General features: G+C 44.6%; 3 protein-coding genes. All 3 read right to left on the reverse strand.

The window, feature by feature from the left end:
- Nucleotides 1-253: 253 nt before the first annotated feature.
- Genes MHH57_RS18700 through MHH57_RS18710 form a run of 3 tightly spaced genes read right to left on the reverse strand, consistent with a single transcriptional unit; the run spans nt 254 to nt 17,983 of the window.
- Nucleotides 254-5,209: an SDR family NAD(P)-dependent oxidoreductase gene (locus MHH57_RS18700; RefSeq protein WP_342434390.1), complete on the reverse strand. Its 4,956-nt coding sequence runs from the start codon at nt 5,207-5,209 to the stop codon at nt 254-256.
- Complete coding sequence (locus MHH57_RS18705; protein WP_342434391.1) at nt 5,206-12,210, reverse strand: beta-ketoacyl synthase N-terminal-like domain-containing protein; 7,005 nt, start codon at nt 12,208-12,210, stop codon at nt 5,206-5,208. Before MHH57_RS18705 ends, MHH57_RS18700 begins: the two co-directional genes overlap by 4 nt.
- 16 nt (nt 12,211-12,226) lie before the next feature.
- Nucleotides 12,227-17,983, reverse strand: a complete 5,757-nt coding sequence (locus MHH57_RS18710) for a type I polyketide synthase (protein WP_342434392.1) — start codon at nt 17,981-17,983, stop codon at nt 12,227-12,229.
- Nucleotides 17,984-18,093: the final 110 nt, after the last annotated feature.

An 18,093-nucleotide genomic window follows, 5' to 3' on the forward strand; every position in this document is an offset into this window, starting at 1 on the left:
GGGAATTTTTACAGCCTGGAAATTCCTCTCTGCGCTTGTGGGTTCGGAGTACTTGGTCCCGTCATCAAATCATTTTTCATTATTTTATGATTTTAATGAACCGCTTCGACAAAGTCAAGACATTCTATAGCTTCTCTGCAACTTTCTATCATTGTCACAAATGGACACGAAGAATTTCAACAAATACAAAAAAAAGCAGTCCTAGGCTTTAAAGCCCAGGTTTGCTTTTTTTGTTTATTATTTTATTATCTAACTATACTTCTGTTTGCTCAGTGAAATTCCAGCAATTCTCAAGTCTATTTTCACGTTTTGCAACCATGGGACGCGTTCTAAGTAGAGGGTGCGATGATGTTGCTGCGGTTGTAGCAACATTGAACATAGATCCTTCAGTTGCTGGGTGGGCCGTCTCATGTGGAACCCAGTAACGTTCTTTGGTAAAAGGATATGTCGGTAGATGAAGGCGATGCGGCTTATCCTCACCATATAACCTGCTCCAATCAACATGTAAGCCTCCTACCCACAATCGAGCTATACCTTCCATATCAGCTGAACCGATGTATGTCTCCAATAAAAAATCCAAATCGTCTGAATCATGAGTCCATGCTCTCTCTGACACTGTCTCTTCTCCCTGAATAAATTGCTCCATCTTATGAAGCAGCTCATCCACAGAAGAAGCAACAAAAGAAACTCGCACAGACATAGACTCCCGCCCAACTTGTAGCGTGTAGGCCAGTTCCCTAAGTCTTTCATAGCTTGCTCCCCGCTCTGATGAGCTATGAATCTTAAGAAATTGGAGCAGATTATGCACGATCTGCTTAAGGTTTTCCTCTTTCTTGGCTGAAAGTGGAATAATAACCAATGTTTCCGTGCCTGAAAGTGAGCTTGTTCCCTTCGTTTCCGATGGTACATATTCTTCCAGAATAAGATGAGTATTACTTCCACTTGCCCCGAATGAGCTTATACCAGCCCGTCTAGGTAAAGAAGAGCATGCTCCGTTCATTTCGATTTCTGGTGCTACCCATGCTTCATATTGTTGCTGAATTTGAAAAAATGAATTTTTAAAATCAATATAGGGGTTGATTTCCTTGGCATGCAATGAAGGAAATAGCTCCTTATATTTAAATTGAAGCAGAATCTTAGTTAGTCCTGCAATGCCCGAAGCAGCTTCTAAATGCCCGATATTCGATTTAATAGACCCTATCACACACTGTTGTTTGTTAAGCCCGCACTCACTAAAAGCCAATTCAAGGCCACGCATTTCTATCGGATCCCCTAATGAGGTCCCTGTGCCATGGGCTTCCACATAACCAATAGTTTGAGGATCAACCCCTGATTTCTTAATAGCGTTTGAAATGACTTCCGATTGGGCTACAGGATCTGGTACCGTAGCTCCCGAAGTTTTCCCAGCATGATTTACTGCAGAACCTTTAATGATTCCGTAGATGGAATAACCTTGCTTTTTTGCCTCGGCTAGACTGGTTAAAAGAATTGCTCCAACCCCTTCACCGGGAACGTATCCGTCTCCATCCTTGCCGAAGCTTCGGCATCTGCCGTCAGTCGAGAGAAACTGAGCTTGCTTCAAAAAAAGGTATTTGTGGGGATGAGTAACTAGGTTAACACCACCTGCAACAGCATAGTCACATTCTCCCTGTCTAATGCTCTCACATGCCAAGTGAATAGCAGTAAGAGAAGAAGAACACATTGAGTCTACAGCCATGGATGGCCCATGAAAATTCAGACAATACGAAACCATATTAGCTATTGATGAAGCTGCAATCCCAAATGCTAATGGCGTTCCACGCTGCGTCATCTCCGCACTAAACAGTTCATAGTTATTCCAAAATACCCCTGCAAATACCCCCACACTCTGATCACTGGTGGAGGGATATTGATGATGACTTTTATCAAGCGAGAACCCCGCGTCTTCACAAGCTTCCCAAGCTGTCTGCAAAAACATTCTTGCCTGGGGGTCCATCATTTCCGCTTGCGCAGCTGATATATTAAAAAATAACGGATCAAACTCATCGATTCTGCCCAGGAAGCCGCCGTGATTATAGATCTCTCTAACATCATAAGACAGTTTATTGTCCCGCCAACGCTCGGTAGGAACATTGGAAATACAATCCTTTCCCTCTTTTAAATTAAGATATAATTGCTCTATGTTATCTGCCATAGGATATTTCCCAGATAGCCCCACAATAGCAATGTCGTCATGTTGACTTCGCTTTTTCTTAACACTTGATTCAGCTTCCTCTTCCTGATCCGCGTTCATTTCCGTTAACCTAATAGAGATACCTGGATTTATCGTTATATTAGATTTCATCTGCTCCTTGATTGCTTGAACATTGCCATAGAGAACCACTGTATGAGTGCTCCCATTTGCCAATACAGCATCCAGTATATGAAGCCCATTGGACGTAGGCAGTGCTTCGCTTCCTCCCGCTTTATACAGCAAATCCTGCATATCTTCACTGATCCGCATGCCGCCTTCAGACCACAATGGCCAATTCACCGTTATCGTTTGTCCACAGCGCTCTCCCCGTTCTACTCGACCCTGTCGTTCCCATGCAAATGCATCCATCCATCCATTTGCACTTGCATAATCGGCCTGTCCTAAATTTCCAGTAATAGCTGAAGCAGATGAAAAAATGACGAAGTATTCCAGCGCATCATGTTTTGTTGCCTGATCCAGATTCCAGATACCACTGACTTTGGGTCGAAACACCTCATGTGCATCATGCATTTGTTTATTGATAATAAACTGATCTTTTACGACACCGGCAGCATGAACCACTCCCGTTACAAAACCCCAATGATCACGAATATTTGTCATTATCTTTTCTATAGCAGCCAGATCACCAACATCAGCCTGATAATACCGGACTTCTGCTCCCATTTGAACTAATGAGCGCATTTGCCTATTCTGTGGCTCAGTTAATCCGGATCTTCCAATCAATGCTATCTTAGCCTTACATCTAGCTAAATGATTGGCAACATGAAATCCTAATCCACCAAAACCACCAGTAATTACATATACACCTTGCTCTTTAAAGGGAGAAGCCATTTCCTGAAACTTTTTTTCATACAGTTTATTAACAAAACGTTCAGTAGAATCGGTTGGATACAAAACTGTCCGGGCACCATCTTCGAGATGATGGGCTTCCTGTATTAAAATATCCCTAATTTCCGCTGCCTGCCTTGTAGCCATATGTCTAATCATAATAATTTGACCATGAACTTTGTGATTTTCTAAAGAAGCTGTTTTCAGTAAACCCTCCAATGCATATACAGCTTTATGGTCTTTATCCACATCAGCAACAAGCTGAATCAGGATTTCGGAACTTCCTGATTTCTTAATGTGCGTCTGAATAAGATGAAAAACTTGTTCAAAACAATCCTCAAATTGCTGGATGGACTGTGTACTAACAGAATTAAGGTCTAATATTTTCCATGCATCGTTACTTTGCCGTTCGAACCAGGATAACAGCTTTTTGCTTCCCTTATACATGAGCGTGATATGGAGATATTCAGGATACTGCACTTGGGTTGCCGGTATCGATTCATGGCTCCAGAAACGTTCAAAGAGTAATGCTTGAGGCAAACTAGACTGTGGATCGACAGCAACTTGCGATCCCTGGTCTGTATGCTCCTCCTTTTCCTCTATGAACGCAGTTCCGCTATGTTCAAATAAAAATTCAGTTAATGCTGTAATGTTAGGGTACTCAAACAAAAGTGTAGGGTATAATGCTCCGCTCACTTTCTCCTCTAAAACCTTTACCAGCTTCAACAATTCAATGGAATCCAATCCAAGCTCATAAAACCCTTGTTGTATTCCAATCTCACTGGCAGATACATGAAGAACCCTTGAAATTTCCTCTTGCAAATAACGTTCAATAGCAGTTTTAAGAGTACGTTCGTTCTGTACTGTGGGCGTATCATAATTGTCCTCGCTCCCCACATTTTCATTGAACGCTTGAGCATGATTTTCAAGTAAATATCCAGTCAGGCTGTCGATTGTGGAAAACTCAAATAGCAAAGTGGGATACATTATCGTGTCTACTCTTTCCTCCAATACTTTAACCAATCGGAGCAGTTCGATAGAATCCAATCCTAATTCGTAAAATCCTGCACACACTTCTATCGTATCTGCATCTACCTTGAGTACCTTGGCAATCTCTTGCCGCAGGAAATTCTCAATAGCGATTTTAGTAGTTAAAGAAGAGTATTCACTTTCTTCTATTCCCACATATTTATCTTTCGAAACAGGTTTTATTTGTTGAACAGATTGCGCTTTATCCTTCTCCTCAGGCAGAGAAACTACAGGTTCCATCAGTTTTTGAATCAGTTGGGCGTCTCGGATACGTTTAACTGAAAAATTGCGAAATTCAACAGCCACCTCACCTGTCTCACTATATACAGTGATATCTCGGGATATGAGATCTGGATTGATCAGTAGACCGTCTACAACTTCTCGTTCCTCTGTATACGTATAGATGGTGCTCGGAAGCCTTTGATAAATACAAAATCGTTCTATTGAAATAGGCATATAGGGCGAACCGTCCTGGTTCACCCAATGTTGCGTTCCATTTTTGGAAAAAGACATTCCTGCCATCGATGCCCCATCCAACAATGCAGCATGCGCATAAAAATAATCGGCATCATTTTTCGCTAGCTCACTTAGCTGGAGCTTCATTACTTCCTGATTGCCCCGTTGATAGACGTTTCCCAGTGTTTTCATAAACGTGAAATGCCGAATTTTACATCTGCGGGCCAATTCATACATCTCCTCCATGTCCCACTGCTCTGTGGCATCATCCGCGAAGGCGGCAATATCGGGGCATGGTTCTATGAAAATATGCTCTATTCTATACATCAAACAATTCATATTAATAACCTCAGATGTATCCACAGCTTCCTCATTCTTTACTTTTATACTGGTCACTTTCACCTCCCAATATCGTTCCTTTGGAATGAAAGCAACTAGAATCTGCTGGTCAAAATACTCGGATGTGATGATAGGCTGCATGAACAGGACATGACGTAATTCGATGGCCTGGGTTCCTAAATAGCAATCTGCCAGTCTATAGATCATATCCAGTAAAGCCACCCCGGGCAACGTGCGTATTTCATGCACTTGATGATCCCGTACAATTAAATTGTTATGAGTTAGCCGCTGTGCATAGGTTTTGGGAGTTGTTCCTTTACTCATTGCAGTTTCCCCTCCCTATAAATCTCAATGGGTTCAAAAAATCCCTGCTTCCATTCTTCCGCTTTCCGCGTGACCGGTTTTATGGACTCCGGAATATCCATTGGCTCTGGCCAATAGCGTCGGCGGTTAAAGCGAATCCCTTCATCATCTGAACTCAATACAGCCTGAAGTGCATGTGGAACACCTTCATTACTTACGATGATATGAGCATTATTCCCTCCAAGCCCAAATGAACTGATACCTGCACGTAAAATTCCCGCTATACCTGTCCACTTCGAATGGCGCTTTACAATATAAAACGGAGAGTCATCAAAATTAAACCGTGGGTTGGGATTGCTGCAATGCAGTGTTGCTGGCAGCTCTCCACTACTCATGGACAGTAAAACCTTGATGAAACTTGCTATCCCTGCTGCACTAATCAGGTGTCCAATATTACTTTTAACACTACCAATTCCGCAAAACTGTTTGTTACCTGTAAACTTTGAGAACACAGTTGTCAATGCTTTTAGTTCAATAGGATCACCGATAAGGGTACCCGTTCCATGGGCTTCCACATAGCTAATAGTCTCAGGATGAATATGGGCATCTGCAATCGCTTTTTCAATAAGTTCCTTCTGGGCCTCCGGGTTTGGAGTAGTGATACCCATGGTATTTCCATCATTATTGAGCGCTGATCCGTCAATGACACCATAGATTTTATTGTTATCCTTGATGGCTTGTTGCAGGCGCTTTAGAACGACTACGCCACATCCTTCGCCCACACCAATACCATTAGCATCGGCACTGAATGCCTTGGAGCGCCCTTCAGGAGATATGATATTAGCGGCTCCCAGAAGTTGGTATATGGTCCCATCCAATATAATGTCCACCCCTCCAGCCAGTGCAATCTCACTCTCACCGTTCAATACGCTTTTGGCCGCCACATGTATTGCGGTTAATGAGCTGGAACAAGCCGTATCTACTATCATATTAGGGCCTTTCAGATTATAGACATGAGCCAAATGGGCAGCAATAAAATTTTGACCAACACCGATAATGGTATCTTTATCGTTTTCTTTCAGCTTTTGATAATATTTATTGGTTCTCGCGCCCACAAATACACCCACTTGCTTATTCCATAAAGCTTCTTTCGTATATCCGGCATCTGCAATCGCACCCGCGCCACACTCCAGAATTTTACGCTGTAACGGATCAATTTGTATGGCAAGGGATGGAGGGATGTTAAAATAATCAGGATCAAAATCCTCAATTTGATCCATAAACCCACCCACACTCTCAATTGCTTTTCCGGCAAACGTTTGTCTAATATGCCCCACCCGTGAGATGGGGGCTTCACGTATACTATCCATACCATTCTTTAGATTAAGCCAAAATTCATATTTATTATGAGCATCCGGAAATTGACAATCAATTCCTATTACAGCTATTTTATCATTTTTATATAAATCGTTTTCTTCCCTGTCTAGGAACGCTATATTCTCTTCTAATAAGGGAGAAACGGGCTTCTGTTCACATTCTGTATTTGTTACTCCCTGTGCTTGACTTTCTATGTTAAAAAAAGTCTCAAGTATATCCGTGTGGTTCTCAGTTAGATAGGCTGTCAAACTTTTCATGGTTGGATACTCCAAAATTACGGACGGATCAAGTGAGACTTCCTTTAATTCATAGTCCATTCTGGTGATGACCTGAGCCAGCAAAATCGAATCCATTCCATATTGTTGAAATGGAGTATCCGGTTTGAATTCGGCTTTGTCAATTCTCAATTCTTTGGCAAAAAGTGAAACCAACCATGATTGTGTCTTTTCCGTAAGATCAATTTTATCCAGATATCCACTTCCTAGATTTTGCATGGGAGCCTGTACTGGCCCTCTCTCCTCTTTCACGAACTCTGTTACCGAGAGTCTCCGCTTCATTAACTGAGTAGGGTCCCATATAACCGGATTTACCCATGCAGGAAGAATGACTCGATAGCGGGAATCTGCCAGAAGGCTGTCCAACATATTCAATCCTTCTTCGTTGGACATACTGAGCAAACCTGCTTGTTTGTATGGTTTACTGGTGACCTCCCCCATCCCCACTTCCCTCCAGCTAGGCCACTGGATACTCATTATCGAACAAGGTCCTGTAACCGACTCAGCAAAATAATCCATATATGCATTGGCCATTGCGTAGTCGCTGATCCCTGCGCCAAGTGCTGGAATAATGGCAGACACTGAAGAAAATAGCACTAAGAAGCGCAGAGGCTCATTTCTGAAACTTTGATACATGACATTTAGACCCAGCACTTTGGGATTCAATACTTGTCCAATCACCTGTGGAGATTTTCTTATAAACGCCAGATTTTCCAAATCAGCCAGACCCGCACAATGAATGACGCCACCAATAGGACCCATAAAACGCTTGACGGTTTCCACCGTAATTCGCATGGCCTCCACGTCTGATAATTCAACCGATAGGACAAATACCTCTACTCCAAGGCGTTCGATACTTTGAATTGCCCGTATCTTTGCAGCAGTTGCGCTATCCACAGCCTCAAGTGAATTCCATTGCTCCTTCGGCGGCAGTGGTTCCCTACCCGATAGCATCAGCTTCTTTACACCATAATGCTGTACAAAGTGACGCGCACAGAGTAGGCCTAGTCCTTTCGTTCCCCCTGTCACCCATAAAACATGATTTTCGGGGAATTTCCGTTCATGAACTGGATTGTGCTGTACATTGACTTCATTCAAAAACGCGCAATATCTCTGTCCATCGCGGTAAGACACTTCAGTATCCTCATTGTTGTCCATGTATTCGCAGGCAATTTGCTCTGCAAACAATCTATCAGCCATTCCAGATTGTCCATCCATATGACGTGAGCGGATATAGCTGTACTCGCTTTGCAGCATACGATACAAACCAACGTTCAAAGCTCCTGATAAATTGATTTTTTCATTCTTATAAGATTCCAAGTCTTTTGTAACACAAAGCAACATCAAATTGTTTCTATTCCCATACTCAATAAGCTTTTGCAGCCAGGAAATGTATTCAACTTCCGGCTCCTGAGCATAACCGCACCCAATCAGGTCAATACAGCCCGTATACTTATTCCACATGTGATCCTGCATCAACAGATCATCTTTAATTTCATCTCTACCTAATATTCGCACATCTGAAAAATAAGAAGCCAGACAGGCTGCAAGCTCTCCTGTATCATGAGTGGACAAGATTGCAACTGTACCAACGATATCACTTTTTCCGACAAGCGGACTTGCTGCCCATTGCTTCGTTGTATAAGACAATTTTCGAGTTTCTGATCTGTGATGATCGTCTATACTAGCTTTTCGCGAGTCTGGAGCAATGGTGGCCGCATCTGAGATAGTTTGTTTTTGGGGTACCCAAAATTTTTCCTTGCCAAAAGGATAGGTGGGCAATGAAACTCTAGAATATCCCCCATTTGCAAATAATTGATGGTAATTAAGCCCGTATCCTTGCACATACAATTCAGCTATAGTAGACAAATTTCTAGCGAAAAGAGTTTTATCATTTTCATTTATACATTTCGTAATACATTCATTTCCATGCTGTTTTAATTCCAGATCATCCCTATTCTCAGATCCATTCAGAGCGGAAACATACATATTCGCAGTTCTTCCCGTTTCCAGCCAGTTATCCAGTATATTAGCAAGCTCGCTCGTATGACTTACAATGCATGCCAGCCGATAATCAAGGTGTTTACGGCCCAGTAACAAGGTGTAACTCATATTACCTAAATCCGGCTCTTCCACCTTCTTGCAATAAGCGCTCAACTGATGGGCCTGCTGCTGCAACTGTTCTTCTGTTCGTGCAGACAGAACGATTAAATAACTGGAGACAGGTGCATAATGCCGATTCATTTCAGGAGCTTCTTCAATCACCATATGAGCATTGGTACCGCTGAATCCAAAAGAGCTTATGGCCGCGCAACGTTTTGTATTCCAAGGAACAGACCATTCCTTGAAACTTGTATTTACATAGAAGGGGCTATCGTCCATTTTAATATTCATGTTTCCATGTTGATAATGGAGGGAAGGAACCATTTGCCGATGCTGTAAAGAAAGTAATATTTTCAGCACTCCAGCTATACCAGAAGCATATTGGGTATGACCAAGATTCGATTTAATGGTACCTAACGCACAATAGCTCTTCTTATTGGTGTATCTAGTAAATGCCCGATTCAAGGCCTTATATTCTATAGGATCACCTAACTGTGTGCCTGTCCCATGCGCTTCAACCATTTGTATATTTTCTGGATGAATCCCAAAACGATCGAATACAGTTTGTTCCAAACGTTCCTGAGATTTCGCGCTTGGTGCCGTAATCCCATTAGTAAAACCATCCTGATTGACCGCAGTACCTTTAATGACACCGTATATGTGGTCACCATCGGCAATGGCCTCCTCTAAACGCTTCAGAACAACTACACCTGCTCCTTCGCCTGGCACAAATCCATCTGCTCTATCATCAAAAGCATGGCACCGTCCAGTTGGGGACAACATATTGGCACGATTAGAATACACATAAAAATTGGGAGTTGTCTGAATAAATATGCCGCCCGCCAAGGCCATGTCTATTTCTCTCGTCCAGAGCCCCTGACAGGCCATATGAATCGCTACCAGTGAACTGGAACAAGCCGTATCTACTGCAATCGCTGGTCCATGCAAATCTAGGTAGTAGGAGATTCTGGCAGGGAGAATAGAACTAGCGTTTCCCCAAAAAGCTTGGGCTGGAGGGTTATCGTCGAGCCATTCTGCATAATCGGAAGGACCACAACCTACATAAACGCCACAGTCCTTACCTTGTATCCCCGAACCCGCATATCCAGCATCCTCCAAGGCTTTCCAAGACTCTTCCAGAAAAATACGTTGCTGCGGGTCCATGTATGCAGCTTCCAGTCCTGTAATATTAAAAAATCTGGGATCAAATCGGTCAATATCTTCTATAAAACTACCATAGTTACAATACTCTTTCCCTTGATCGTAATACTGGGATAAATCCCACCGGGATACCTCCTGGATTAAGTCATTTCCATGAACCAAGTGATCCCACAATTCCTCAACCGATGCCGACTGGGCAAAGCGCCCGCTTATACCAATAATGGCGATATCATCTTTTTTATCTTGTATTGGAATTCCTTCAGAAGTCTTTTTATTTAAAATAGAGTCATTTCTGGCAAGTGGACGGGCATTGTCGGTTGCTTTTGTTGTTTTTTCGTTGGCAGATATTCCTTTTCGAGACAAGCCGTCAGTTTGAAACCGGTTGGTCCATGTCCGTGCAACTACATCCTGATGCTGCGACAAAATATAGGAGGACAATTGACGAATGGAACTATAATCAAATAAATCAGTAGTTTCCAATTCAATGCCAAGCGTATGGTTAATCGCTTGAATAAATTGGACTCCCGTAATAGAGTCAATACCGTAATCAGAAAAGGACTCCTCAGAATCTATCATATTAACTTCGACTTTAAGAGTAATGGACAAATGTTGAAGCAAAGTTTCTTTTACAAAATACTGCACATTCTGTTTTGAAGAAGGCGATATCCGAGAAGGGACTGCTGGTGAAAACACTTCCTTATACTGTGACAAGATGTATGCTGTAAGCAAATTAACCGAGCTGTAATCAAACAGATCAGTGCTTTCAAGTTCGATGTGCAATATGCGATTAATGCTCTGCACCAATTGTGTTCCCGTAATAGAATCGACACCGAAATCGGAGAACGAATCATCATGGTCAATTAGGTGAGCCATTACCTTTAAAGATTCTGATAATGTATGGACAATGCATTCTTTCACATATGTTTCGATGTCCATTCCATTCGATTTAAGATTGGTCTGTGTTGGGGCACCAGATGATGGTTGACTTGAAACCGACGTTCTTCCCCTGTCCCGCTTCGTACCTCGAGTGACCTGAACTATACCATCACTTTGCGCACTAATAATCTGCTGCCCAAGCTGGGTTTCTTCCGCTGCCAAAAAGCCAACATGGTGATACCCTTCGATTTCCAATAGTTTTTTCCACTGAGTTGGATATAAGCCTGGACATCCCTGAATACGTACGGCAGGATCTTCATACATCCACCATCCCTCCAACAAACCGAAGGTCAGATGAGTAAAGATGGATTTGTCTGAAATTTCATTTAAGAGAATCAGACCGTTATTAGAGATCAAGCTCTTAGCGTTGCGTAGGGTTCGCCGGATATTCCGGGTAGCATGCAATACGTTAGCCGCAATGACAATGTCATATTTCCCTACCTCAATCCCTTGCTCGGTTACGGCTTCTTCAATATTTAAAACCTCGAATTTCAGAAAAGGATTCTGTTCTCCATAAACTCGTTCCCCATGCTTTAGAAAAGCTTTGGAAATGTCTGTGTAACAATATTCCTCAACATATTGTTGGAATGGCTTTAGTTTATCGAGAACTATTGATGTTGTTCCTCCTGTTCCCGCACCAATTTCCAGAATACGTATTTTTGTTTCTCTATGTTGCTTTAGCCTCTGTTCCAAGAAAGCAGTTACCTGATCCGAGAGCATTTCATTAAAATAATCAGCAACCTTGTTATGCTTGTAAATACCTTCGACAAGGTGCATGGAACCTTTGGGAAACATAATATCAGTTGCGGGAACTTTTCCGGTTAAGATTTCTGGTAGTGCTTTTAACGTAGCTTCAACCAGTAGAACCTGGGCTCTCAAATTAGCATCTTTAGTCCAATGCTGTTTGCTTTGTTCCCATTTCCCCCAAACTTCATGAATATCGGATACGGTAGAGACAACGGCCGGATTACGTGTAAAGATATCCAAACTTTCTTTCATCCATAATCTATATATCTCCTTTAATCCATAGCTTGCCCACAAACGATCATCTTCTGGATTTGCGTTCAGCAGCCCCATAGTACGCAACTGAGCTTGTAATATCTGAATTAAAAGTCTATCTACGGCTTTTATTTGTTCTCTGTAAATGTCGAATTGCTCACCATTCTTCATGGTTGTCCTCCTTGTTTTAATGAGTGCATACAATTTGCTTCTCCCAGTTCACTTCCTTGATTCCCAACGGATCTGTCGTTCGCATAACCCCCAACTGGTGCAGCTGCCCCGATACCAGTTGCTCCAATATTCGCATCCCCTCTTCCGTCCGTATGGATTGGATCCCTAGCCGCTCCATCTGCTTGCGGTATCGTTCTCCTGATACTACCCCAACCTGGCCCCAATACCCCCAGTTCACCACCTTCACCTCACACGACCACTCTACGGATAGCTGGTGCGCGAATGCATCCTTAAAGGTACAGCCTGACACATAGTTGCTTTGCCCCGCTGCCTTGGTGAATGCGTTAAAGGAAGAGAAGAACAATACAAAATCCAATGCTTCTCCTTGAAATGCTCTCGCCAGGTGTACGCTCACATCTACCTTAGCCTGCAGCGATTTACAGAATTCCTCCTCCTCCATCTGTCCCAAACTCCGGTCTGACAGCACGATCGCCGAGTGTACCACACCATGGATATCTCCATACGCCTGACGTACTAATCGACACGCTTCTCCCAAGGCGGTCTCGTCCGATGCATCCGCTGCGATATACATCGGCTCGGGTCCTATCTCCGCTAACCGTTCCCGCTTGCCTCGAATGGCTTCATCCTCTGTCCGCCGCCCGATCCAAACGATCTGTGCCTGGTACGTACGGATCATATATTCACTCCAGACGGTTCCCAATCCCCCCGCTCCACCTATGACTACATACACGCCCCCATGGCGGTAGCGCGTTGGATAACCCGTTTCCATCGTCACAGGGACAAGTTCCTGGCGGTACCATTCTCCTTCCCGGTTCACAAGCCCGTCTCCTTCTGCATTGGGCGGCAGGAACAGCAGCTCAGACCATGGCCACTCCACTCCCGCTTCCATATCCGCTAACCGAACCTTCCAATGGCTATATTCCTTTGCCATCGAACCGATAAAACCGTGTACACTCGCGTGGGTCGGATCGACCTCGTCGTACTTATTTACCGGTTGGGCCTGAACCGTAATCACCGTCCATTCCAACGTCCGATGTCCATACCCCAGCTGCAACATACTTTTGACGAGTCGGAATAACTGGATTACCCCATCTTCTTGGCCCTCAATAATCCGCTTCTCTTCTAGGGCCGGGATTTCCGCTTCCGGACCGATCCAGATCACATGGCGGATGCTTCCGCAATCCTCCAGTTTCCCCTGAATGTCCTCCACCGGCTCTCCGGCATGGAGAGCCACAACCTGCGCCTGCGGGTAGTATGCCATCACAGCTTCCCGTCGCTCCCGGCTCCCGCCAATCAGAACTATGTCGCTCTGAGCAGACCCGGAAGGGTCCGCTTCTTCCGTGATCCTACACGGCTCCCATACGGGCGCTACAATCACGTTCTCTGCTGCCACTTCTACTTCAGACGGTGCCAAAGGATACGTCAAAGGCTGCGTTAAAGAACGCGAACCTCCTCCCTGCAGCCGTGAGGTAAATCCGCGTAGACTTACGCATAGCCTGCCTGTGTCATCGTAGACATCCACACTCCGTTTTTGCACCCGCTCTTCCTGTACTCGCTCCCCTTCTTCGCTCATGTGTACCCACATCTGGCTCGTACACGGACCGTACACGGTCAGCTCCCGCAGGCTAAATGGCAGGGCTGGAGCGCCCGCTGTGTTTTCTTGCGGCCCCAGTAGGGTCAGCCCAATGGCTGCCTGCAACGCCCCATCCATCAAGCTGGGATGAAGCACGTAATCGTGGGCTGTTACCGACACACCAGAAGGTAACGACACTCTTGCCCATACCTGGCCCGCTCCAGCCTGCACGCTTTCCAGCGAGCGCTGGCCTGCTCCATATTCAATCCCCATCGCCGCAAACGCTTCGTAACAGGCGGTAATCGGCACCTCTTGTGCACCCGCAGCCCGGTGCTCCGCAATCCGCTTCGCTATATCCTCCCGCACGCTTTCCACGTTTGTCACCACACGAGCAGTTCCTTGGCTGTACACCACATCTTCCATGGCTCCCGTTGATCCCTTGTAGATTTCATAACCAATGTCACCTTCCTCGCCCGCCATCAGACGGAGCCTTACCTCTACCGGCTGCTCTTCGACTGTGATCGGTTGCATCCAGGTCACTTGCTGTAATTGCAACGTAATCCACTCTCCCGGCTTCCCCTCCAGCGCCTGCTCCACCGCTGTTCGTGCCATTTCCAGATAGGCTACCCCTGGCAGCATCTTACGTCCCTGCACTCTGTGATCCGTCAGGAAAAATTCCTCACCGCTAAAAGTGGAACTATACCGCTGCTCCGACAATACCGAAATATTCCGGTGCAGCAACGGATGCAATCGAGAATCCGTATCCTCCCGGCTTCGCCCGGCCGCTTCCTTCCCTTCCGCCTGCGGAACCCAGTACCGATCCCGCGCAAATGGATATGTGGGTAGGCTGATACGGCACGGCCGGTTCTCTCCGTACAGCGCCTGCCAGTTCATGCTCAACCCCTTAACCCATAAATCCAACAGCTTGGCATATTTCCCTTTATAAATCCACTGACGGATCGTCTCCTGCATATCCTCATCCGTCTCCAGGGCGGATATCGTTTCCTTATAGCGTTTGACATTTCCGCGAAACCATCTGCCAGCTTTCTGATGCTCCGCATATTCCCTCAGCTGTGCTGCTAAATCCGAGACGGATTCCACGATCAGTCCCAATCGTTCTTCCATGGCTTCCCGTCCAACCTGTAGGGTATAGGCGATGGACTCCAACCTGTCGTCGCCGTAATCCCCCTGCTCCATCGCTTCAAGCAATTGAAGCACTTGCTCTTGCAACCGCTGCTCATCCTTACCTGACAGAACAACCATTACGGGTGTGCGCGGTGTTGCTCCGAAATGCTCCTTACGGTTCTCCTGCGGAATATATTCCTCCACCAGCACATGTGCATTCGCTCCTCCGGCTCCAAAGGATGAAATGCCTGCAATACGCGGAAAATCCTTTACCGTACCGTTCATTTCAATCTGAGGTCGTTTCCATTCTGCCAGTTCCTGCTGGAGTACGAAAGGAGTATCCTCAAATGGGATCTCCGGATTCTGCGTCTTTGAATGCAGCGTTGGAGCCAATTGACCATGCTTCATTTGCATCAATACTTTGGTTAAAGCCGCAATGCCTGCCGCGCTTTCACAATGTCCGATATTGGACTTAACAGAGCCAAGAGAACAAAATTGCTTGTCAAGGGTAGATTTTTCATAGGCCTGCTTCAAGCCTTCTATTTCAATGGGATCACCTAGGGCTGTTCCTGTACCATGCGCTTCCACATAACTAACGGACCTTGGATGAATTCCAGCACGCTCCAGTGCATCGGAAACAACTTGCGACTGTGCCGCGGGACTAGGCACCGTATAGCCGTTAGTTTTTCCTCCAGAGTTCAACATGCTTCCACGGATAATTCCATAAATATGATCACCGTCTGCTACGGCTCTACGGAGAGGCTTTAGAATGACGGCTCCTACACCTTCACCATCAACAAAACCATCTGCCTCATCACCAAAAGACTTGCATTGTTTGCCTGTACTTAACATATTCATGTCTGTTAGTTTCAAGTAGTGGGCGGGATCCACAATCAAATTGACTCCACCTGCAATAGCACAGTCACTAGTCCCACTTCGCAAACTTTCCATCGCCAAATGAAGAGCTGTCAGCGAAGAGGAGCAGGCCGTATCTACCGCTAGACTGGGTCCTCGGAAATCAAGAGTGTACGAGATTCGATTAGCGACAGACCAGTATGAAGCACCTGTCGGATAATGCGCATTCATAATCCCCACAAACACTCCCACTCTTTGATGTTCACCGAGAGAAGTAGGAGTATACCCTGCATCTTCAATTGTGGTATAAACGGTTTCCAAAAAAATGCGTTCCTGCGGATCCATTAGTTCTGCTTCACGGGGGGATATACGAAAAAATAAAGGGTCGAATTTATCAGCATCGTCAATAAATCCACCCCATTTTGTATAAATTGATCCTTTCGTGCCTTTCGCTCCCTTGAAATAATCCGCCCAATTCCACCTGTCCTGTGGAATCTCCTGAATACAATTTTTCCCTTTCTGGATATTATTCCAAAAGTCATTAATATTTTTGGCTTGCGCATAACGTCCGGACAAACCAATTACAGCCACTTCATGGTCAAAATTAGAACTCACCTCTAGCTTAAAATCAGGCTCGTCAGGCAGATATAGATGATTTTCAAAAGCGTTAGCCCGTATTCGTACATTGGGGAATTTTAGGGCTGTATAATTCTGTATAGCCTGATTCTCCTTCGGTTCCTCTTCAATACCGACAAGTGCTATTAAATCAGCTTCTCTAGTACGGATAAAATGATCCACCAATTCACGGATCGTGGAGTGCTCAAAAAATAAAGTACTACTTACATTCTTCATTATTTTTTTGAATTCACTTGTCACTTGAACCACAAGAATAGAATCCAGACCGTAATCGGCTAAAGGCTTCTCACTATCCAGCTGCTCTGGAGGAATTTTAAACACCTTGCCAATTAGCGTTTTAAAGAAGTGTTCACTTTTTTGACGAAACAGGCCTCCGTTCATTTGAGACATATGTGTCGCTACTGGCACCTGGTTCCATCGCTGACATGTGTAAGTCTCTGTCTCTTCGTGTTGCCCGCTCCTAAGCGATATATTTAGCTGCTTTTTTTGACGAATGACGCCATCACTTTCAGCCTGAATAATTTGTTGTCCCAATCGATGTTCCCCTGCCGCAGGAAAAGTTACTGAATGAAATCCTTCATGATGCAGCACTTTCTCCCACATTTCAGGATAAAGCCCCGGGCACCCCGGGATACGTACTGCCGTATCCTCATACATCCACCACCCTTCCAACAAACCAAAAGTCAAATGCGTAAATAGGGTATTAGCGGTAACCTCATTTAAAAGAAGCCATCCATTCCGAGACGTACAAGCTTTTACATTCCTTAATGTGTGTCTTATATTGTGAGTGGCGTGCAGCACATTAGTGGCGATAATCAAATCAAAACCACCTTCATCAATGTTCTGTGCGGCAACAGGCTCTTCAATATTCAAAAGCTTATACGTCATCGGTATTTTTCGTGAGTTGTATTTCTCCTGCGCATGGATGAGGAAAGCTCTAGATACGTCAGTGTAGCAATATTCTTCAATATATTCTTGAAAAGGTTCCAGTCTGCTTAACACCGCCTCGCTGGTCCCCCCGGTGCCCGCCCCGATTTCCAATATGCGAATACGTGCAGACAAGTTTCGATCGATACACCCCGTAACATATGCAACAACTTGATCGGACAAAATATCGTTAAAATAGTCGGCAACAGGATTGTTCTGGTAAACATTCTCCACCAGCTTCATAGATCCATTCGGAAACATAATATCGGTAGCAGGATAAGCCCCGCTCAGAATATCAGACAAATGAAACAACATCGGCTCTAACAGATGAATTCTGGATTGTAAGTCTGGATTGTACAAAATCCATTCCTTCTTTTTTTTGTCCCATTCTTCCACAAGTTCATCTAATGGCATAAAACTAGACTCCTCGTTTCTAGCCAGTATGGCTAAACTTTCGTTTAGCCACTTCATGTACATGCTGTTAATTTTCCCGTTCACACGTATCTCGTTGATTTCCAAATTACAATCCGGGTACACTCCTAATTGTTTTAGCTGGCTACCTAACCATTTCAGAAGGAATGTGTTCATCAAGTTCATCGACTCGCTAAATAAATCCAGACGCTTCGTTATTTTCATGACCATCTCTCCATCTGCTTATTTCCGCCAGACCATTAGGGGCATAGCGGACTTCACATATACCGCCCTTTCGCCGCGTTGCATTATCCATGAAATTTAAAAATCTGTGC

The sequence above is a fragment of the Paenibacillus sp. FSL H7-0442 genome, from assembly GCF_038593105.1.
Taxonomy (GTDB): domain Bacteria; phylum Bacillota; class Bacilli; order Paenibacillales; family Paenibacillaceae; genus Paenibacillus; species Paenibacillus polymyxa_D.

Bases quoted from the DNA above. Each gene is read 5' to 3' on its own strand.
- MHH57_RS18705 (WP_342434391.1), bottom strand. From the start codon at position 12,210: ATGAAGAATGGTGAGCAATTCGACATTTACAGAGAACAAATAAAAGCC.
- MHH57_RS18710 (WP_342434392.1), bottom strand. From the start codon at position 17,983: ATGAAAATAACGAAGCGTCTGGATTTATTTAGCGAGTCGATGAACTTG.
- MHH57_RS18700 (WP_342434390.1), bottom strand. From the start codon at position 5,209: ATGAGTAAAGGAACAACTCCCAAAACCTATGCACAGCGGCTAACTCAT.